This is a genomic window from Streptomyces sp. NPDC043876 (assembly GCF_056435825.1).
Genome location: NZ_JBWKDV010000003.1, coordinates 375,943 through 396,599 on the forward strand (window position 1 = coordinate 375,943; position 20,657 = coordinate 396,599).

Annotated in this window: 15 protein-coding genes and 1 pseudogene; 8 read left to right on the forward strand and 8 right to left on the reverse strand. The window is 73.9% G+C overall.

The features are described from left to right. Positions 1-5: 5 nt before the first annotated feature. Both AC0693_RS11095 and AC0693_RS11100 read right to left on the reverse strand, forming a co-directional pair. Positions 6-896 carry a hypothetical protein gene (locus AC0693_RS11095; protein WP_469315838.1) on the reverse strand — a complete coding sequence of 297 codons (891 nt, stop codon included), beginning with the start codon at positions 894-896 and terminating at the stop codon, positions 6-8. Next, entirely contained in the window at positions 893-1,228 is a 336-nt protein-coding gene (locus AC0693_RS11100) for a PadR family transcriptional regulator (RefSeq protein ID WP_469315839.1), read from the reverse strand. Before AC0693_RS11100 ends, AC0693_RS11095 begins: the two co-directional genes overlap by 4 nt. 125 nt (positions 1,229-1,353) lie before the next feature. On the opposite strand from AC0693_RS11100, the gene AC0693_RS11105 reads away from it, so the two are divergent. Next, the gene (locus tag AC0693_RS11105) at positions 1,354-3,510 is read left to right on the forward strand and encodes a transglycosylase domain-containing protein (protein WP_478801549.1); all 2,157 of its coding nucleotides are present in this window, start codon (positions 1,354-1,356) and stop codon (positions 3,508-3,510) included. 43 nt (positions 3,511-3,553) lie between these two features. Here the strand turns inward: AC0693_RS11105 and AC0693_RS11110 are convergent, their stop codons facing one another. After that, positions 3,554-4,867 (reverse strand): polysaccharide deacetylase family protein, encoded by a 1,314-nt coding sequence (locus AC0693_RS11110; RefSeq protein WP_469315841.1) that lies wholly within the window; start codon positions 4,865-4,867, stop codon positions 3,554-3,556. Between the two features lie 304 nt (positions 4,868-5,171). Between AC0693_RS11110 and AC0693_RS11115 the strand changes: the two genes are divergently transcribed. Next, positions 5,172-6,317 carry an amidase domain-containing protein gene (locus AC0693_RS11115; RefSeq protein WP_478801550.1) on the forward strand — a complete coding sequence of 382 codons (1,146 nt, stop codon included), beginning with the start codon at positions 5,172-5,174 and terminating at the stop codon, positions 6,315-6,317. A 106-nt stretch (positions 6,318-6,423) separates the two neighbouring features. After that, a complete protein-coding gene (locus tag AC0693_RS11120) occupies positions 6,424-7,125 on the forward strand; it encodes a hypothetical protein (protein WP_478801551.1) in 702 nt (233 codons plus the stop codon). Here the strand turns inward: AC0693_RS11120 and AC0693_RS11125 are convergent. Further along, positions 7,122-8,754: pseudogene (locus AC0693_RS11125) on the reverse strand (alpha/beta hydrolase). The gene AC0693_RS11120 and the pseudogene AC0693_RS11125 overlap by 4 nt on opposite strands. A gap of 182 nt (positions 8,755-8,936) precedes the next feature. On the opposite strand from AC0693_RS11125, the gene AC0693_RS11130 reads away from it, so the two are divergent. Continuing rightward, positions 8,937-10,784 carry a serine/threonine-protein kinase gene (locus AC0693_RS11130; protein WP_469333197.1) on the forward strand — a complete coding sequence of 616 codons (1,848 nt, stop codon included), beginning with the start codon at positions 8,937-8,939 and terminating at the stop codon, positions 10,782-10,784. An 18-nt stretch (positions 10,785-10,802) separates the two neighbouring features. Here the strand turns inward: AC0693_RS11130 and AC0693_RS11135 are convergent, their stop codons facing one another. Further along, the gene (locus AC0693_RS11135) at positions 10,803-11,669 is read right to left on the reverse strand and encodes a helix-turn-helix transcriptional regulator (RefSeq protein ID WP_469315846.1); all 867 of its coding nucleotides are present in this window, start codon (positions 11,667-11,669) and stop codon (positions 10,803-10,805) included. 191 nt (positions 11,670-11,860) lie between these two features. On the opposite strand from AC0693_RS11135, the gene AC0693_RS11140 reads away from it, so the two are divergent. Then, a complete protein-coding gene (locus AC0693_RS11140) occupies positions 11,861-13,234 on the forward strand; it encodes an MFS transporter (protein ID WP_469333273.1) in 1,374 nt (457 codons plus the stop codon). A gap of 56 nt (positions 13,235-13,290) precedes the next feature. Beyond that, on the forward strand, positions 13,291-13,698 hold the full coding sequence (locus AC0693_RS11145) for a hypothetical protein (RefSeq protein ID WP_468466195.1): 408 nt from the start codon (positions 13,291-13,293) through the stop codon (positions 13,696-13,698). A 39-nt stretch (positions 13,699-13,737) separates the two neighbouring features. Here AC0693_RS11145 and AC0693_RS11150 read toward each other — a convergent pair whose 3' ends face one another. Continuing rightward, a complete protein-coding gene (locus tag AC0693_RS11150; RefSeq protein ID WP_478801552.1) occupies positions 13,738-14,979 on the reverse strand; it encodes an acyltransferase family protein in 1,242 nt (413 codons plus the stop codon). Positions 14,980-15,197: 218 nt separating this feature from the next. Between AC0693_RS11150 and AC0693_RS11155 the strand changes: the two genes are divergently transcribed. Then, a complete protein-coding gene (locus AC0693_RS11155) occupies positions 15,198-15,806 on the forward strand; it encodes a GNAT family N-acetyltransferase (RefSeq protein ID WP_478801553.1) in 609 nt (202 codons plus the stop codon). 23 nt (positions 15,807-15,829) lie between these two features. On the opposite strand, the gene AC0693_RS11160 is transcribed toward AC0693_RS11155, so the two are convergent. Beyond that, a complete protein-coding gene (locus AC0693_RS11160; protein WP_478801554.1) occupies positions 15,830-17,497 on the reverse strand; it encodes a lantibiotic dehydratase C-terminal domain-containing protein in 1,668 nt (555 codons plus the stop codon). A gap of 184 nt (positions 17,498-17,681) precedes the next feature. Between AC0693_RS11160 and nadE the strand changes: the two genes are divergently transcribed. Next, on the forward strand, positions 17,682-18,524 hold the full coding sequence (gene nadE, locus AC0693_RS11165; RefSeq protein ID WP_468466187.1) for an ammonia-dependent NAD(+) synthetase: 843 nt from the start codon (positions 17,682-17,684) through the stop codon (positions 18,522-18,524). Here the strand turns inward: nadE and AC0693_RS11170 are convergent. Continuing rightward, on the reverse strand, positions 18,493-20,535 hold the full coding sequence (locus AC0693_RS11170; RefSeq protein WP_478801555.1) for a CASTOR/POLLUX-related putative ion channel: 2,043 nt from the start codon (positions 20,533-20,535) through the stop codon (positions 18,493-18,495). The genes nadE and AC0693_RS11170 overlap by 32 nt on opposite strands. Positions 20,536-20,657 lie beyond the last annotated feature (122 nt).

Genomic DNA, 20,657 nt, shown 5'->3' on the forward strand with positions numbered 1-20,657 from the left:
CGGCCTCAGGTGGGCGTGGGCGTCCCGGAGTTCCGGTCGCGCCAGAGCCGGACGGAGAGGGCCGTACCGGCGAGCAGGACGAGGGCCGTGGGGATGCCGTCCCGGCTCAGTACGCCGCCGTAGAACGCGGTGATCAGGAAGGGCAGCGCCGCGACCGCGACCTGCGGAGCGGTGCGGATGCCGGACAGGGCCGGGCGGCCCGCCAGGGCCAGGGCAGCGATCACCGGCACGCCGTAGCGCCAGTGCAGGAAGAGCCCCAGCCCCTTCGCGTCGACCAGGGCGAAGAGGAAGACGGCCAGCGGAGCCCACACGGCCAGGGCCAGCACCCCGGCGGCCGTACGGACCCTGGGGGCCGGCCGCAGGTCCGGCGGACAGGCGAGCGGGAGGCAGGCGGACAGCACCGGCAGCAGCAGGAAGGCGGGGAGCTGCCACGGCACCGGCAGGGCGGCGGGCAGCAGGACCACGAGGACCGATACGGCGTGGCCGACCAGGCCCGCCAGGGCCCACAGCGCGCCCGCGTGCCGTCCGCAGAGGGCCGCGACCGCGCCGACCAGGGCCACGAGGTAGCAGCCGCTCGTGGCGTAGCTGAGCGGCACGAGGAAGTCGGGGTCGCCGCTGATCCGCCAGTCCGAGACCGTCGAGACGAGGTTGAAGGCGGCGTACGAGGCCGTGGCGGCCGAGCCGAAGGGCGCCACGGCGGCGAAGAGCCGTCCGCCCCGCTGCGCCGAACCGAGCCCCAGGCGCAGCCGGAGCGCGTGGGCGACGATGTCCGCGGCCTCCCGCAGACGGGTGAGCCGGCCCGCCCCCTCGGTCGCCTCGCGGTAGGCCTCGGCCACCTCGTCGCCGAAGGCGCGGCGGAACCGCTCCGGGTACAGGCGCAGCAGCGGCAGGCTCACGCGGTGGCCTCGCCGGCGATCCCCAGACGGCGCGCCGCCTCGCGCGCGGTGGCGGCGATCCGCCGCGCCTCGGAGCCGAGGCCCTCCCGGCCGGCGGCGGTGAGCGTGTACGTCCGCCGCAGGCGGCTGTCCACGATCTCCTCCTCGTGCACCTCGATCAGGCCCTGTCCCAGCAGGCGCTCCAGGGCGCCGTACAGCGTGCCGGTGCGCAGCTTGACCCGGCCGTCCGAGATCTTCTCCACCTCGCGGGCGATGGCGTAGCCGTGGCGGGGCTCGTCCGCGAGGGCGGTCAGGAGGAGCAGGGTGGGTTCCTGCATCGCACGATCACTCATACCCGCATGGTAGGTCACCCACCGGCATATACCCCTGGCCGAAGGGTCGGGGACGGGGGCGGGGGGCTGATCTTCAGGCAGGGGTTCTAGGGTGTGGGGGCGCAGCAGCAGAGGGGACATTCGGTGTGAGCAGGCGGGACCACGGGGCATCAGACGGCGGACCGGACGGCAGCGGCCCGCAGGCCGCGGGCCGATCCGGAGGCAGGGGCTCCGCGGGCCGTCGGCGCAAGCGCCGCACCGCCGGCGCGGACGCCGCGGCCTGGGCGGCCGCCCGGTGGGCCGCCGTCGCACCCGTCCTGGCGCCGCTGGTGGCCCGCGCGCGCCCGTTCGCGCGGCGCCTGCGGCCGCACTACCCCCGGCCGGGCCGCACGGACTGGCGCCGCTGGATCCCCTCCTGGCGGCAGTGGCTCGGCGCGTGCCTCTACGGCTTCCTCGCCACGATCGCCTTCGTCACCTTCGCCTACGCGATCACCGACATACCCGACGACCTGAATTCCTTCGCCAAGCAGCAGGACAACGTCTACTACTGGTCCGACGGTTCCAAGATGGCCCGCACCGGCTGGGTCAGCCGCCAGGAGATGCCGCTGGACACGGTCCCGAAGCCGGTCCAGGGCGCCATCCTGTCGGCCGAGAACGCGAGCTTCTACTCCGACCCCGGGGTCTCGCCCTCCGGGTTCCTGCGCGCCGTGAAGGCCGCCGTCACCGGCGGCGAGACCCAGGGCGGCTCGACCATCACGCAGCAGTACGTGAAGAACGCCTATCTGAACCAGGACCGCACCGTCTCCCGCAAGTTCACCGAGATCCTCCTCGCCGTGAAGCTGGACCGGGCCAAGAGCAAGCAGCAGATCCTCCAGGACTACCTCAACACCAGCTGGTTCGGCCGCGGCACCTACGGCATCCAGCGCGCCTCCCAGGCGTACTACGGCAAGGACGTCTCCCAGCTCAACGCGAGCGAGGGCGCCTTCCTGGCCTCCCTCCTCAAAGGCGCCGGCCTGTACGACCCCGCCATCAGCAAGGAGAACCGCGCCCGGGCCGCCGAACGCTGGAGCTGGACCCTGGACCGGATGGTCGAGACCGGCAACCTCTCGGCGGCGGAGCGCGCCACGTACACGAAGTTCCCCGAGCCCCTGGAGCGCTCGGTCACCAGCGACGCCGCCGGGCAGGCCGGCTACCTCGTCGAGCTGGCGAAGGCCTACGCGATCAAGACCGGGCACATCAGGGACGCGGACTTCGACCTCGGCGGCTACCAGATCTACACGACCTTCGACAAGTCCCGCATGGACGCCCTGACCGCCGCCGTACAGAAGGCGCAGAAGGACTTCGACGCCGGGCGCCGCCCCACCACCGACACCTACGCGAAGATCGGCGCGGCCAGCATCGCCCCCGACGGGCGGCTGCTCGCGGTGTACGGCGGCCCCGACTACCTCAAGCAGGGCTTCAACGAATCGAACGCGACGACCATCCCGGTCGGCACCGCGTTCACCCCCTTCGTGTACGCCACCGCGCTGGACGACGGCGTGCTGCGCACGCGCGGCAAGCCCCGTACGAAGGTCGCCCCGTCCGACCGCTACGACGGCAACGACCAGGTCGCCCTGGAGACGCCGGACGGACCCTACTGGGACCGCAGCGGCAAGATGGTGAAGGGCCGCAACGACGGCGGCCGCAGCTGGGGCCAGGTCACCCTGCGCCAGGCGGTGGCGAACTCCGTCAACACCCCGATGCTGCAACTCGGCAACGACGTCGGCCTCGACCGGGTCGACGCCCTGGCCCAGCGCGCCGGACTGCTGGGCCCGAGCCTCGGCCCCCAGGTCCCGCTCTACGCCCTCGGGGAGAACTCGACGCCCAGCGCGATCCGCATGGCCGCCGCCTACGAGACCTTCGCCGCCGCGGGCATGCACACCGAGCCCTACTCGGTGCGCTCGATCACGCGCAACGGCAGCGCCCTGCCGGTCGGGGTGCCCAAGCCGGCCCGCGCGATGTCGGCCACGGCGGCCGCGGCGGTGACGGACGCCCTGCGGGACGCGGTCGCCGAGGGCTCGGCGAAGAGCGTGAGCAAGGTGCACCCGGGCGCGGCGGGCAAGACCGGAACGACCGCCGCGAACACCGCGGGCTGGTTCGTGGCCAGTACCAAGGAGGAATCGACCGCCGTGGTCGTCTACCGGATGTCGCTGACCGACCTCATCCCGCTGCCGCTGACCGGCCTCGGCGGGGACGCGCCGGGCACGCCGGGCAGCGACCGGGCGCTCACGCTGTGGTCGGACTACATCAAGGCCGTGCACTGACCCCCGAGGTGCCGCGGCGCCGCTCCGGCGGGACGGCGGGCGCCTACTTGACCAGCGTCGGCCACTCCGGGGCCTGGGCCGGGTCGAGCAGGCGCAACTGGGCCAGCACCTTCGGGTCCTGGGCGTCGAGCCAGTCGGCCAGCTCCCGGAAGGAGACGCACCGCACGTCCTGGCGCGGGCAGACGTCCTTCATGACCTCCTCGACGGCCTTCATGTAGATGCCGCCGTTCCAGTCCTCGAAGTGGTTGCCGATGTACATCGGGGCGCGGCTGCCGTTGTAGACGCGGTTGAAGCCGTTCATGTACGACTGCCGGGTCTGGTCCAGCCACGCCGGGTACTTCGCCGGGTCGCCCTTGGTGCTGTCACCGGACTGGTTGTAGAGGAAATTGAAGTCCATCGAGAGGACTTGTACGTCTTTGTCCTTCAATGGCACGAGTTGGAGGGGAAAGTTCCATATGCCGTTCATCTTGGACGGCCACAGCTGGAAGTCCCCCGAGGAGCTGGCGTCGTAGCGCCAGCCGTACGGCTTGACCGCCTCCAGCAGGTTCTTCTGCCCCTCCAGGCAGGGCGCGCGGCCGCCGACGACCTCCCGGTCCGGGTCGAAGGGCAGCGGCGCCACGTTCGTGAAGCCCGTGTTGGTCTTCCAGTTCTTCATGAACGCGTACGTCTGGTCTATCTCGCTCTTCCACTCGGCCGGGCTCCAGTCCCCGCCGCCCTTGGGGCCGCAGAAGTGGCCGTTGAAGTGCGAGCCGATCTCGTCGCCGTCGCCCCAGGCGCCGCGCAGCTGCTCCAGCGTGCTCTTCACGTGCGGCACGGTCGGGTAGGAGATCGCGGCGGAGCCCGGGCTGTGCTGCGGCGGGGTGTAGCGCATCTTCTGGTTCTCCGGCAGCAGGTAGATGCCGGTGAGGAAGAACGTCATGTGGGCCTTGCTCTCCTTGGCCACCTGACGGAAGTGCGAGAAGAGGTGGTCGTCGCCCTCCAGGGCGCCGTCCCAGGAGAAGACGACGAACTGCGGCGGCTTCTCGCCGGGCTTCAGCCGCTCCGGCTTGAGCTGTCCCGGCTGCGGGCCGGTGTAGGAGGTGGAGCCGTCGCCCAGCACCTTGACCTTGCCGTCCCAGTGCTCCTCCTTGCCCGCCACGCCGTTCTTGCCGCCCGAGAGCTCGGCGGACGCGGAGGTCTCGGGGGAGCCGCCGAAGGCGAAGGCGTAGGTGGTGGCGGCGGCCGCGGTGAGGGCGAGCGCACCGGCGCCGATCCCCAGGCGTTTGCGGTTCACCGCCTGCTTGCGGGCCTTGCGCGCAGCCTTCCGGGCCGCCCGGGACTCCGCCAGGACGTCCGGGCCGTCGTCGGTGTCGGGCATGGCAGCTGTCTTCTCCCGCTGGTCACCGCAGCCCCCGCCGCGCATGGATTGTGCATATGAATATAGAACTTGTCTGTATGTCTATCGCACCCCGGAGCCGGGGGCCATGGCGTCTCACAGTCGGGACACAGTCGGGACACAGTCGGGACACAGTCGGGGCGCAGACGGATCACAGACGGGGGCTCCGGACGGCCGTGCGGACGGCCCGTACCGGACAGGTTCTGCGGGGGGAATTCAGCAGCGTCGGCCGCTGTGCGAGGATTCCGCCGCCGGTCCGTGTGGATCGGTGACAAGGGGAACTATTGTGATACCAAAGACGTTCAGGCCCGCCGCCGCCGTCGGCGTCGTGGCTCTGGCCGCAGTCCTGTCGTACGCGTTCCTGCCCTCCTCCTCAGCGAGCGAGGCCCCTCAGACGCACGCCGCGAACGGTGCGAACCTGAAGGCCTTCGCCCGCATAGCCGACGACGTGCTCTCCCAGCGCACCGAGGCCCTCGTCGAGGAACAGCCGGGCCACCGCCCCGCCTCCTCGGGCCAGAAGACCCGCATGTCGGCCCAGTTGCAGAAGAACGAGACCGAGGCGCTCTCGTCGCTGCGCGACCGCAAGACCCGGCTGAAGTCGCTCGGCGAGGCCTACAGCTCCGCCGACACCAAGGTGACCGTGGACAAGGCCACGGTCACCAAGGGCAAGGCGACCGTCCAGGTCACCGAGGACACCACGCTCACCTACAAGAAGGTCCACGGCGACGAGCCGACGACCACCGGTTTCCGCACGCGCTACGAGATGAACCTCGTCGGCAAGCCCGGCGGCGCGTGGGAGCTGACCTCGATCGCCTCCAAGGAGAACGGTCCGGTCGCGGTCAACGAGCCGACCCTGGCCAAGGCGGCCGTCGTACAGGACGACGGCCAGACCTACCCCGACGGAACCCCGGCGTCCACCAAGTACCCCGCGCCGTCGAAGCCCAAGGCGAAGACGGGCGGCGCCTACGACTACGCGGCCATGGCGGCGTACGCCGAGAAGTACTGGAAGAACTACAACCCCGCCTACCGCCAGTTCAACGGAGCGGGCGGGGACTGCACCAACTTCATCAGCCAGTCCCTCAAGGCGGGCGGGTGGAAGAACGTCCCCGGCTACACCTCGGACTACCGCAACTGGTGGTACGACGGCTCGCTCCAGACCGACTCCTGGGCGGGCGCGAACGAATGGGCCTGGTTCACGAACTCCAACAACCGGGCGCCGAACCTGGCCTACGTCTACCAGATGGATGTCGGCGACATCCTGCAGATGGACTTCAACCGGGACGGTTCCAAGGACCACTCGATGATCGTGACGTACCGGAGCGCGGCGGGAACGCCTTACCTCACGTACCACTCCACGAACACCTACCGGAAGTCCCTGGCGAGCCTGATCGCCTCGTACCCCAACGCGCGGTACTTCGCCTACCGCACCTGACGGGTCCCTGCCCCGGCGGACCCCTCCCGGTCCGCCGGGGCAGGTGCTCTGCCCGCACACCGGCCGCCCGGACGGGTCTCAGGACACCGGGGGAGAGGAGATCCGGATGCACATCGTTGAGGACGACGGGGCGGGCGCGTCCACGGACGCCCTGTTCGCACGGGCCCTGGCCGAGGTCGGGGCCGACGACGACGGGCCCGCCCCCGCGCTGCTCGCCCTGCACGCCCGGCCGACCCCCGAGGTCTTCGAGCGGGCGGCGCGGCTGCTCGCCCACGACGGGCCCGCCGAGCGGGAGCTGGGCGCGCGCGTCCTGCGCGAGCTGGGCCCCTACGACGCCGACGGCCTGCGGCCCTTCAGCGCGCCGACCATCGCGGTCGTCCTGGCGGAGCTGCCCGACGAGCCGGATCCGTGGGTCCTCGGCTGGCTGATCTCCGTCCTCGGCTACCACCAGGCACGGGAGGCCCTCGGCCCCGTGCTCGGCCCCGTGCTCGGCCACCGGTGCCACGCGGCGCAGCCGGTGCGCTTCGCGGTCGCAGCAGCCCTGCCCTGCCTGGCCGATCCCCGCCGGACGGAGACCGAAGTCGTCGAGGCGCTGCTCGGGCTGGCCGAGGACGAGAACGCCGCCGTCCGCTGGTACGCCCTGTACGCGCTGTTCCACGAGACGGCCGCGGTCGCCGACGAGGAGCGGGTGAGCTGGGCCACGGCCCTGACCACCCAGGCCGACGCGGAGCGGCGCGGCGAACTGCGCCACCTCGGCACCACCCTCGACGAGGACGCCGATCCCGCCCTGCGCGCGGTCCTTGCCTAGCCGGCCCGCTGGATGCAGGTCCGGTCCTTCGACGGCAGCCTGCCGGAGGCCAGGTAAGTGTTGACCGCGTCGTCCACGCACGCGTTGCCGTAGAGGCCGTAGAGGGCGTGCCGGTTGGCGCCCCGCAGGGTGACCAGCCGGGAGCCGGGCAGGAGGTCGTGGAGCGCGCGGCTGCTCCGGTACGTGGTGCGCGGGTCGCCCGTGGCGGCCACGATCAGCGCCGGGGCGTCACCGCTGACCCGGGTGGGCTCCTCGCGGGGCCGGTCCCAGAAGGCGCACGGGCCGATGTTGTTGCTCATCGGCCCGAACAACGGGTGCGCGGCGCGGCTGCGCTCGATGTCGCGCCAGTACAGCTCGGGGTCGCGCGGAGCGGTCCCGTCCGCGCAGATGACCGCTGCCTGGACGGCGCCCGACTGGGCGTGCTCACCGTGCAGCGCGAACCGGAGGGTCGCGGCGAACGCCGCCGACAGGCGGGTCGGCTCGCCCTTCGCCGCGCGAGCCATGACGGACACCTGCTCGGCGAGGGCGGTCCGGGCCTCGCCGGTGTCGTCGGCGATCCCCATGAAGAGCAGGAACGGCACCTGGGTGTCGTCGAGCCGGAAGGCGTCGGGGGCGGCGCCGACGGTCAGGGGGCCGCGGGCGGCCGCCGCCATGACGCGGTCGACGGTGGCGAGCACCTCGGCGCGGGTGCGCCCGAGACCGTACGCGTCGTGGCGGACCGCCGCCCAGCCCGCCCAGTCGGACAGGGCGCGCTCGTTCTCGGACTCGGTGCCCTTCAGCAGACGGGGGACGAAGTCGCCGGGGGGCGAGCGCCCCGTCGAGGACGACGCGGTCGTAGCGGCCGGGGAACATCTGGGTGTAGACGGTGCCGAGGTAGGTGCCGTAGGAGTAGCCGAGGTAGGAGATCCTGCGCTCGCGGAGGGCGCCGCGGATGACGTCCATGTCGCGGGCCGTGTTGCGGGTGCTGATGTGGGGCAGGACGGCGGCATTGGTGGCGCGGCACTTGTCGGCGAGGCTCTTCTGGAGGGTCACCTGCTGCTCGAAACCGGCCCGGCCGGCGCCCGCCGAGAACCAGGAACTGCCCACCGGCCAGCCGCAGTCCAGGGGGGTGCTGCGGCCGACGAAGCGCGGGTCGAAGCCGATGATGTCGTAGCGCGCGCCGACGTCCTTCATCGCCTTGCGGACATCCGGCGGGGATTCCACGGCCGGGCCGCCCGGGCCGCCGTTGTTGAGGAGGATCGCGCCGATGCGGTGGCGGGTGTCGGTCGCCTTGAGGCGGGACACCGCGACGGTGATGGTCCGGCCGCGGGGGTCGCCGTAGTCGAGCGGTACGGTCGCGTCGGCGCACTGGACGCCCGCCCGGTCCAGGTCGCGTCCCGTCGTGTCGCCGGGGCCCTTGGCGCAGCCGCCCCAGCCGAGGCGCTGCTGGTAGTACCGGTCGAGCCCCGTGCCGGCGCCGTTCGTGTCGGGGACCGACGGGGCGGCGGCCGCGGCGGGGGCGAGCGTCAGGGCGGCGGCGAGGGCGAGGCCCCCGGCCGAGGCGCGCAGTGCGGCAGGGCGGGGCGCGAACGGGCGGTCTGCTCGACCGTCATCACCGGACTTCTGCGCCTTGTTCCGTATATATCTCATGGTGTCAGACGCTATGAGGACGGGCGTCGGTACTCACTGCGGCTGTCCCCCCGGTCCTTGGTGGGGTCAACTCGACCGTCGCGGCCGCCCGGTGACCCGACGGCTGCGGCATTGGATACTCTCTCGGTTGACTTCGCGGCCCCGGCAACGGCCGGGCCGCCGCCGGCAGGGGATGGTTGATCATGGGCAGTGCACCTTCGGCAGAGTTCTTCCAACCGCTCAAGGCGGACGACCCCGCCGTGGTGGGCGGGTACCGCCTCGCGGCCGTCCTGGGCGCCGGAGGCATGGGCAAGGTCTACCTCTCGTACACGCCGGGCGGCCGTCCCATCGCCCTGAAGGTGATCCGCTCCGAGTTCAGCGAGGACCCCGAGTTCCGGCGGCGCTTCCAGCAGGAAGTGCGCTCCGCGGAACGGGTCCAAGGGCTGTACACCGCGCCCGTCATCGACTCGGACACCGAGGGCGCGCAGCCCTGGCTGGCGACGGCGTACGTGCCCGGCCCCTCGCTCGCGCACGCCGTCGCCGCGCACGGGGCCCTGCCGCTGCGCAGCGTGCTGCTGCTCACCGTCGGCGTCGCCGAGGCCCTGCACGTCATCCACGGCGCGGGCATCGTCCACCGCGACCTGAAGCCCGCGAACGTGCTCCTCGCCGCCGACGGCCCCCGCGTCATCGACTTCGGCATCGCCCGCGCCGCCGACACGACCTCGCTGACCAGCACCGGCGTCAGCGTCGGCACCCCCGCCTACATGGCGCCCGAGCAGGCGTCGGCCGGGTCGATCACCCCCGCCACCGACATCTTCGCCCTCGGCCAGCTCGTGGCCTTCGCCGCGATCGGTTCGCCCGCCTTCGGTGACGGGCCCTCACACGCGGTGCTCTACCGCATCGTCCACGAGGACCCCGACCTCAGCCGGCTCCCCGACGAGCTGCGCCCCCTGGTCACCCGCTGCCTCAGCCGCGACCCGGCCGCGCGCCCGGCGCTGACCGAGGTCATCGAGCTGTGCCAGCAGATCTCGCCCGAACCGCTGCGCCAGGGCGAGGACTGGCTGCCCCGGAAGGTCGCCGGCGCGATCACCGAGCGGCTCCACCTCCCGGCCCCCGCGCCCACCCCGCCCCCGCAGCAGCCGGCCACCGCGCCGACGCCCACGCCGACCGAGTACTCCCCGCACACTCCGCCGCCGGGCGCCCCGCCGTCGTACGCGCCGACGGGCCATGCGGTCGCCGCCGCCCCGACGCAGGCCGCGCCGGGCGTGCCCGCCGCCCCGGGGCTCCCGCCGGGCTACCGGCCGCCGCCCGGTTACCAGACCCCGCCCCCCGGCTACCCGCACCCGGCCGCCCCCGCGCACCACTCGACGCCGTACAACCCCGGCGCCTACAACCCCGGTTACCCCGCGGCGCCCACCCACCCGGGCGGTTACCCCGCCCCCCGGCGCCCCCGGCGGACCGGGCTGATCGTCGCCGGATCCGTCGCGGCCGCCGTCGTCGGCCTCGGGATCATCGGCTACCTGCTCCCGGACAACAAGACCGGGAACGGCGGGGACACCAAGTCCGGCGCGAGCGCGGGCGGCTCCTCCGCCTCGGGCTCCGCCTCCGCCCCGGCCGGGAAGCGGCCCGACCCGCAGGCCGCCGCCTACCAGGGCATCGACATGGCCGGCAACTACGCGCTGCTGCTCGCCGACAACCCGCCCCGCCCGGCCGAGGACAGCGGGGGCGGTGTGGCGTACGGAAAGGGAGACCTCTACTACTACGCCGACAAGATGTTCGGACACGACGAGATCGGCAGTGCGAACGGCAAGCTGGTCCTGCTGAACAACGCGCAGAAGGGCTCCCTGGAGACCTGCCGCGGCGAGACCCGCTTCACCGAGAAGATCGGCCTCGACCAGCTCTCGGACGGATCGCAGATCTGCGTGCTGAGCAAGGCCGGGCACATCGCGGTGGTGACCTACCGCGGCAAGTCCGGGCCGGACGACCCGAGCCGGTACATCACCGTGGACCTGACGGTCTGGCGCAACGCCGCCGACGCCAAGAGCCGCTGAACCGGCGGCCCGCTCCGCTCACGCCGTCGGCGCGGCCGGGGCGGGCGCCGGATCCGCCAGGAGGTCCAGGCGCTCACGCGTCTGCGCGTCCAGCGGCGTGTAGGTGATCAGCCGCGGACCGGCCCCCGGCCCGAGCCACATGTTGGTGTGCTCCAGGTGCAGCAGCCCCACCCGCGGATGCAGGATGTGCTTCGACCGGCTGCCCTGCCCGACCACCTCGTGCCGCGCCCACACCTCGCGGAACTCCGGCGACGCCGCCTCCAGCCGCGCCAGCAGCGTCTTCCAGGCGGGCTCGGCCAGGTGCTCCGCCATGGAGGCCCGGAACTTGGCCGCCATCACGCGGTTCGCCTCCGCGCGGTCGACGACGGCCGCCCGCCACTCCTCGTTCGTGAAGGCCAGCCACATGCAGTTGCGGTCCTCGGGCCGCACCCGGTCCATGTCGCACAGCAGCCGCCCGTAGGTGGCGTTGTACGCCAGGATGTCGTACCGGCTGTTCATGACGACGGCGGGCAGCGGCCCCAGCTGGTCGAGCAGCGTCCGCAGCGCGGGCGTCACCGTCGGGCACTGCGCGTGCGGCGCCGGATCGGGACTGCCGCCCAGCGCGAACAGGTGCGTCCGCTCGGTGGGGTCCAGGAGCAGCGCCCGCGCCAGGGAGTCCAGCACCTGCGGCGAGACCTGGATGTGACGGGCCTGCTCCAGCCAGGTGTACCAGGTGACGCCCACGGCGGAGAGCTGGGCGACCTCCTCGCGGCGCAGCCCGGGCGTGCGCCGGCGGCGGCCGCGCGGCAGGCCGACCTGCTCCGGGGCGATCCGTTCGCGGCGGCTGCGCAGGAATTCGGCCAGTTCGTGCCGGCGTACGTCCGTGTCCGGGGCCACAGTGGTCATGGCCCCAGGGTGCCGCACAGCGCATCCGGTTGCCAGGTGCTCCCGGTACCAGGATAAGGAGACTCTGGTACCAGGCTCACGGGCGGAGGATCGTCGGCCGCGTGAGTGACACGACCCTGCGCAAGACGACGACCCGTCCGACCCCACCCTCCCCCCGCGCCACCGCGCCGGACCCGGCGGCCCCCGCGGCGATGAGCCCGCTCGGCCTGTTCACGGTGCTCCTGGGCGCGGCCCTGCCCCTGATCGACTTCTTCATCGTCAACGTGGCGCTGCCCGCCATCGACACCGACCTCGCGGCCGGCCCGGCCGTGCTGGAACTCGTCGTCGCCGGCTACGGCGTCGCCTACGCCGTCCTGCTCGTCCTCGGCGGCCGCCTCGGCGACATGGCCGGGCGGCGCAGGCTCTTCCTGACCGGCATGGCCGCCTTCGGCCTCACCTCGCTCGCCTGCGGGCTGGCCCCCACCGCCTGGACCCTGGTCGGAGCCCGGGTGGCCCAGGGCGCGGCCGCCGCGATGATGCTGCCGCAGGTGCTCGCCACCATCCAGGCCACCACCACCGGCCCCCGCCGGGCCCGGGCGATGAGCCTGTACGGCGCCACAGCCGGCCTGTCCATGGTCGCGGGCCAGATCCTCGGCGGCGTCCTCGTCGCCGCCGACGTCGCGGGCTCCGGCTGGCGCTCGGTGTTCCTGGTGAACGTGCCCGTGGCGGTCCTCGGGCTCGTGCTCGCCGTCCGCGCCGTGCCCGAGACCCGCTCCGAGCGCCCGGCCTCCGTCGACGTGCCCGGCACCCTGCTGCTCGCCCTGTCCCTGGTGACCCTGCTGCTGCCGCTCACCGAGGGCCGCGCGACCGGCTGGCCGCTGTGGACGTGGGTGTCGCTGGCGGTGTTCCCCTTCGCGGCCGCCGCCTTCTACCTCACCGAACGCCGCCTGGACCGGCTCGGACGCGTCCCGCTGGTGCCCCCGAGCCTGCTGCGCCTGGACTCGCTGCGACGGGGGCTGGTGATGGTGGTGCCGTTCTCCATCGGATTCAGCGGCTTCATGTTCGTCGTCGCCGTCGCCCTGCAGCAGGGTCTGCGATTCGGGCCCGTGGCGGCCGGACTCGCGCTGGTGCCGATGGCGGTGGCCTTCTTCGCGGCCTCGCTCGCCGGGCCCGGCCTGGTCCGCCGCTTCGGCACCCGCGTCGTCACCGCGGGAGGCGCCTTCCAGGCCGCCGGCATCGGGCTGCTGCTCCTGGCGGTCCTGCGCGACTGGCCCGGCCTCGGCCTCGCCGGGCTGGCCCCCGGTGTCGCCGTCGCCGGGCTCGGCCAGGGCCTCCAGCTGCCGGTCCTGATGCGGCTGATGCTCTCCGACGTACCGGCCGACCGGGCAGGCGTGGGCGGGGGCGTCATGGTGACCACCCAGCAGTCGGCCCTCGCCCTGGGCGTCGCGACCCTCGGCAGCCTCTTCCTCGCCCTGACCCCGCCCCTGGGGATGCGCGACGCCCTCGCCGTCACGCTGCTGGTGCAACTGGGCATGGTCGCCGTCACCGGGCTGCTGAGCCTGCGCCTGCCGCGCGTCATGCGCTGATCCCGGCCGCGGGCCGCGTGGCCGCGGGCGGCGGCCGGACGGAGGATGGGACTGTGATGACGGTCCTGGTGGTCGGCGTACCGGAGGGCGCGGAGCTGGAGCGGCTGCGGTCGCGGATCCAGCGGAACCCGCACTTCCGGGTCATCTCCCATGCCCACGAGCCCGCCGTCGCGCTCGCCCACGCCCGCGTCCTGCTGCCCGACATCACCGTGCTCGCCCTGCCCGGCGGCCCCGACGACGATCCGGGCGCCCGCGACGTCTTCCACGGGGTGCGCGCCCTGGACCCGCCGAGCGGGGTGGTCCTGCGCACCTCTCCCGGCGCGGCGGCCGGCGGAGCGCTGGCGGCCTACGCCGCGGAGGGCGCCGTCCACGTGGTCCGCGAGGGCGACACCGACGGGCTGCTGCGGGCCCTGCGGACGATCGGCCTGCGCCGGGCCGGCTGCGACCCGGACGAGATGCCCTGACAGCGGGGCCGGGGCCCGGCGCGGGCCCCGGACCCCGGCTCAGCCGGTCTTCGTGCGGCGCGAGCGGCTGAAACGGCGCACCACCGGGTTCTCCACCCAGGCGAAGAGCCCCCAGGACATCAGCACCGTCAGCACCCCCACGCCCGCCAGCAGTCCGAGCGTGACGGGCAGGGAGTACATCCGGTCCTCGCCGAGCGCCCAGCGCAGCGAGCACATCGTGATGTAGTGCAGCAGGTAGAAGGCGAACGAGATCTCGCCCAGCCAGACCATCGTGCGGTTGCGGAACAGGCTGGTGCGGCCCTCGATGTCCGCGGTCGCCGTGGCGGCGATCAGCAGCACGATCGGCAGGATCATCACCGCGCGCTGGCCGTAGAGGTAGGGCACGTGGAAGGTCAGCCAGTACCCGCCGGCCAGCAGCACGCCCGACCAGATCATCCCGATGTTGCGCCAGCGCCCGTGCTTCACGGCGAGCGCCACCAGGATGCCGAGGGCGAAGTCGACCATCCGGACCGGGGGCAGGACGTAGCTGAACCAGTACTGGGAGACCGAGCTGTCGTGGCCGCTGGGGATCCGCGGGTCGGCCGGGAACAGCGCGTACGCGAGCGCGGGGGTGGCCACCACTGTCGCGATCGCCCCGGTGATCCAGTACTTGAGGTGGGCGGGGTCGATGCGTCGGAAGGCCCTGAGCAGCATCGGGAAGGCGAGGTAGAAGACCGCCTCCACGGCGAGCGACCAACTCGGCGCGTCCACGCTGAAGTTGGTCATGTACTCGGGCCACCACACCTGCACCATGAAGAGGTTGGCGACGGCGACGCCCGCGGAGGTGTAGTACATCGCGAACAGCGACAGCGCGAGCGCCCAGGTGACGACGTAGGTCGGGTAGATCTTGACGAATCTGCGCCGCCAGAACGCCGTGGTCGTGTCGCGGTCCCGCGCCGACCAGGTCAGCACGAAGCCGCTGAGCACGAAGAAGAAGGACACGCCGAGGCCGCCCGCCTGCGCGAACCAGTGGGCCAGCCGGTTCTCGGTGCCGTCGTCGGCGAGCAGTCGCAGCGGGGGTATGGGGAGGAACGCGTGGTGGGCGAAGACGGCCAGCGCCGCCGGGAAGCGCAGACCGGTCAGGGAGTCCAGCCGGGGGGTGCGGGGGCGCGGCGGCCCGGCGGCCGGGGTGCTCGCGGGAGCGGTCGTGGTGCCTCCGCGGGGTGGCACGGCGCGCGGGCGGGGCGGCGCCGTGCTGGTGCGCGCCGGCGCAGAACCGGGCAGTACGTGGTCAGTGGCCATGGGGCGTCCGATCTGGGATGTGGTCCTGCGGTGCATCCGGCGGTGGTGCGGCTGGGCTGGGCACAGCGCCTTTGTACCGTCGGCCGCTCGTGGACCACTCAAGAAGCCCGGTGTGGCCGGTTCCCCCGGTTGACCGCGCGCGGCGCGGGCCGTCGCCCCCGGTGCCCGTTGACGCACCACGGCGCGAGCCGATGTCCCGGCCGGGCCATGATGGCCCGATGACCAACGCGATACCCGACGTGGTGCCCCCCGGCCGGATGCGCCGCACTCCGCAGCCCGCCTTCGCCCTTTCCGGGGGCGTGGAACTGCGTCCCTGGCGGCGGAGCGACGCCCAGGTGCTGGTGGATTCCTGCCGGGATCCGGAGATCCTGCGGTGGAACCGTCCGGAACCGTTGAGCGCGGAGGGGGCCCGCCGGAAGATCGACCGCTGGCACGCGCGCTGGTACGAGGAGAAGGCCGCGCTCTGGGCGATCGCCCAGGGCGACGCCGGTGGCGGCAGCGCCGATCGGGTCCTGGGCCTGATCGGCCTGGCCGATCTCGACCTGCGCGGCGGCAGCGGGGAGGTGCTCTACTGGCTGCTCCCGGCCGGGCGGGGGAGGGGGATCATGGCCGAGGCCACCCTCCGGGTCAGCCGGTGGGCCGTCGACGACCTGGGGCTGCACCGTGTGCGCCTCACCCATTCCGTCGCCAATCCGGGGTCGTGCCGGGTCGCCGTGCGGGCCGGGTTCCGGCTGGAAGGCACGCTGCGCAGTGCCCTGTTGCACGCCGACGGCTGGCACGACGAACACCTGCACGCCCGGGTGCGGGGAGACGCGTGGCCGGTGTGACCCGGCCGCGCCGCGTTCGGTGATCAGGCGGGCGGGCCGGGGGCGCGGCCCAGGGGGAGGAGGTACTGGAGGGGCTGGTCCAGGCCGTCCAGCGCGAACAGGTCGTGGGCCAGATCGTCGCGGAAGCCGCCCAGGGGGGTCGTCACCAGGCCGAGGGCCGAGGCCGTCAGCAGCAGGGACTGGGCCAGGTGCCCGGCCTCCAGCAAACCCATCCGCAGGGCCCGCAGACCGTAGCGCTGCCGCAGCCGGCCGAGGTCGACGTAGAGGCCCAGCACCGCCGGAGCGTCGTCCACGACCACCGCGAGCGGGTGGCCGGCCGGGGCGGAGGTGTACGCAGACAGGGCCTTGATCTCGTCGGGGGCGGGAGCGTCCGCCACGCGCCGCAGCGCACGCCGGTCGGGCACGCAGTGGTAGGTGCCCGGCGCCAGGCCCTCCACCCGCAGGGCGAACAGCCGCAGTCCTGCCGTGTAGAGGGCCCCCGCGCTCGGGTAGGGGCGGTGCGGGACGGGCGGCTCGGAGTCCGTCGTGTGGCTGACCGCGTGGGCGCCCCACAGCAGCGCGCCGAGCCCGGCCGCCGTCAGCGGCCCCGTCAGCGCTCCCCGGACGGTGCGCCGCCCGGCGACGGCGGTCCGGAGCGGGACGTCCGGCACCGGCCCGGCCGGGAGCGCCACCTCCGGCCCCGCGGGCAGCTCCTCCGGCGGCGCGTGTCCGGGGACGATCTCGTCCTCCCGGCCGATCCGGAACTTGCTCCGCTCCAGGTACTGACGGTCGGGGGCCAGGTGCCCCGCGGGGAAGTACGCACCCGGCTGCCCGGTGTCGAGCAGGGCGTGGGCGGCGAGCAGGCACACGGCCCGCTCCTCGTCCGGGGCCACGCCCAGCCGGTTGCACAGGAGGTGCAGCCGCGCCGCCCACACGGCCTCCCGCGCCCGCGCCCCGCTGCTGCCGCTGCCGGTGCCCGGGGCGGCTTCCGCCGCCTCCGCCTCGCGCACCGCCTCCGCCCAGCGCGCCACCGGCCCCGTGGCCGTACCGTGCGCCAGGTCCTCGCGCAGGGCCGTGACCCGTCCGGCGAGGCTCTCGCGCTGCGCCGAATACACCGCGTTCACCCGCGCGTGCAGGACCGCTCCGGGCAGCGGGGCCGCCCCGCCGAAGTCCTCGGCCGCCGTCCCCGACGGCCCGGCCGCATGCCTCCGCAGCCACCGCGCGCTCTCGAAGCGGTCCATCCTCAGGGCCCAGGCCGTGGCGTGCGCCAGCTCGGCCGCCGCGGCCAGCCGCTCGCTGCCGGGCCGCGTCCCGCGGACCACCGCGACCGCGATCCGCGAGGCGCGGGCCGCCAGTTCCTCCTCCCGGGGGTCCGGGGCCGGCGCCGCCGCCGTGATCCGCGCGCCCCACCCCGGGGCCGCCAGTTCGGCCGCCGCGCCCGCCGCCGCGCCGCGCACCCGTAGCCGCAGGTGCGGGCTCCCCTCCGCGTGCGACCGTACGAACGACCAGGCCGCCGCCCCGCCGGTACGGACCAGGCCGTCCAGCAGCGGGGCGACATCCTCCACCAGGAAGGCATCGGCGGCCCCCGGCGCGTCCCGCAGGGGCAGCCGTACGGTCAGCCAGGCGCGTTCGGGACCTGCGGGAGACGGCACGGCGTTCTCCTCCTCGGAGGGCGGCGGCAGGCGGGAGCGCACCGGACGGGCGGGCGCCACGGTAGCTCCCGCGACGGGCGGCACGCACCCGGCAGTGGTCGGCTCTCCGGCGCAACTCAAGCCGGGCGGCGCGCGGATGGCCCGGGCACAGTCGGCGGCGGACACCCCCTGGGCCCGGCACCGCACGCGGGCTCTTCCCCCGACCGGTTTTCCGCGGCCCGAGGGCGGCCAGTACAGTACGTGGATGGTGAACGTACGGGAGCAGATCCTCGTCGAACTCGGTGTCAAGGCGGCCATCGAGCCGACCGTCGAAATCCGGCAGCGAGTCGACTTCCTCAAGGACTACGTGCGGTCGACCGCGGCCAAGGGGTTCGTCCTGGGCATCAGCGGCGGCCAGGACAGCACGCTCACCGGCCGGCTGTGCCAGCTGGCCGCGGAAGAGCTGCGCGCGGAAGGCCACGAGGCCACTTTCGTCGCGGTGCGGCTGCCCTACGGGGTCCAGGCCGACGAGCACGACGCGCAGATCGCGCTGAAATTCATCCGGCCCGACCGGTCGATCGACGTGAACGTCAAGCCCGGCGCGGACGCGGTCGCCGCCGAGGCCGCCCTCGGGCTGCGCGAGCTGCTGGGCGAGGAGCCCACGCTGCGCGACTTCGTGCGCGGCAACATCAAGGCCCGTGAGCGCATGGTGATCCAGTACGCGATCGCCGGACAGCTCGGCATGCTCGTCGTGGGCACCGACCACGCGGCGGAGGCGGTCACCGGCTTCTTCACCAAGTACGGCGACGGCGGTGTCGACGTCACCCCGCTCACCGGGCTGACGAAGCGTCAGGGAGCGGCGCTGCTGCGCGAGTTGGGCGCTCCGGCCAGTACGTGGGAGAAGGTGCCCACCGCCGACCTGGAGGACGACCGGCCCGCGCTCCCCGACGAGGTGGCCCTCGGCCTGACGTACGCGCAGATCGACGACTACCTGGAGGGCGGCGAGGTCGCGCCCGAGGTGGCCGCGAAGCTGGAGGGGATCTTCCTCGCGACCCGGCACAAGCGGACCGTCCCGGTCACTCCGCTGGACGACTGGTGGCGGAACTGACCGCGCCGTAGCCGACGGATCCGCCCGCGCCCGCCCCTCCAGCGGCTCCGCCCGTCCCGGCCGATTCGGTCGCGACGACGACCACGTGGTCCCCGGCGCTCCAGAGGCGCCGCTCGCCCTTGTGCGGGTTGAGCCGGATCCCGTGGTCGGGCGGCGTCGACCACCGGTCGTGGGCGCGGTAGCCGACGGCGCACTCGCCCCGGTCGCGCGCGGCGGCCACGACGGTGGCGAAGGCGGCCTCGGTCCCCGGGCGCACGTAGCTCCCGGCCGGCCGCAGGCAGACCGTGCCGCCCCCGGCGGAGAACAGCTCCTCGAACACAGCCGCCAGGTGCCGGTTCTGGGCGATCTGCGCCATGAGGAGGCCCGTCAGCTTTCCGCTGACGATGACGTCGGCGCCGGGATCGACCGGGGCCAGGGGCCGGTTGCGGTCATCGTCGAGCTCGGTCACCACGTGCGGCTGCCGGCCGGTCCGCCCCTCCAGCAGCCGCAGCGCCAGCAGGGTGACCAGCGTCCGGTCGTCGGGCCGCTCCGCACCGTCGCCCGCGTCGGGGCCGAGGACGACGAGGCCGTCGTACGGGGCGAGATCGAGCCCCAGCAGGGTCTCCGGCCGCGCCAGGGCGGCGGACCGGAACCGCACGGTCAGCCGCGCGTCCGCAGCCGTACCGTCCCGGGCCTCCCCCTCCTGCGCTGCCCCGGATTCCTCGGACGGGTACGGCAGGCGGGGGTCGGGTACGGCGGAACGGTCCGTGATCACGTCGAGCACGGAGCCCGGCCGGGCCGTGCGCCGCAACTGGTCCACCACGAACGGCGCCCGCCGGTTCCAGCCGAGCAGCAACAGACGGGCTCCGGCCTCGGGCGGCGCGGGCTCCGCAGAGATCACCGACGCGTCGACGAGGTGGTGGCAGTCCTCCGGCCGGGCCGAGCCCTCGTCGAGGGCCAGGACGATCAGGCGGCTCCCGGGCGCCACGGTGGTGTCGGCGGGCGGGTTCAGCAGCGTCCGGCCCTCCGGGGTGAGCAGCCCCACCACGCACGCCGCGGCGTGGCCGAGCAGCGCCGCACCGAAGGGACCGCCCTCGAAGGCGGCGGCGTCGGCGAGGTGGAACTCGTCGCCCGCGAAGTCCAGCAGGTCGCCGAGGACGAGCGAGAGACCGGGCCGGCCCACGCACTGGGTGATCAGCCGGGCCGTGACCGTGTCCGTCTCCAGGACCGTGCCGCGCGGGCCGGCGGCCAGCCGGGCCGGGGCGAGGTACCGGTCGTCCCGCACCGCGGCCAGCACCGGCGGCCCGTCCGCCCCGCCGCCGAGCACGGCGCGCAGGGCCAGCAGGATCCGCAGGACCTCGGCGTCGGCCGCCGGTCCACCGGCGGGCAGCACCAGGACGGTGCTCGCCGTCCGCGGGCTGACCAGGGCGAGCACGGCGGGATCGCTCGCGGGACCGCTGCGGCAGATCAGCCGGGTCCGCGCGGCCGGGCCGACGGCGGCCGCCAGGACCCGCTCCATCTCGGCCTTGTCCCGGTCGGCCAGCAGGACGACGGCCCGCGGCCGGTGGGGACTCTGCGCGGCGAGCAGCTCGGCCACCACCGTGGTGACCTGGTCCGACCAGCCGAGGACGACGACATGGCCGTCTTCCAGGACCGTGGAGCGCCCGCGGCTCAGCTCCGCCATCCGCTCGGCCAGCCCCGTGGTGATCACCCCGACCAGGGTGGACACGCACAGCAGGGCGACCAGCCCGAGCAGCGCCGACAGCGCCATGCGCAGGGGCGTGCCGCTCGCCGCGCCCAGGCGCAGTGTCTCCGCGCTGGTGCGCCACGCGGCCGTCAGCCGGCCCGACAGCGACCGGGGCGAGCCCGGGTCCGTCCACACCAGGACGGTGCTCACCGGCACGACGACGGCCAGGCAGGTCACCACCAGCCAGCCCATCAGGGTGGTGGTGCTGCGGGCCAGTGTCCGGTCGAACCGGTACCGCGCCCGGTCCCGGAACGAGACCGGCCGAGGCGGTTTCGGCTGCCCCACGTCCACCCCACCCCTCGCCTCGTGGGGGACCGTCGCGCCCGCCCCCGCACACCCCGGTTCCGCACAGTGCCGCCTGCCGGGGAGAAACACGCCGTATTCGGGGCGCGGTTCACCCTTTCGGG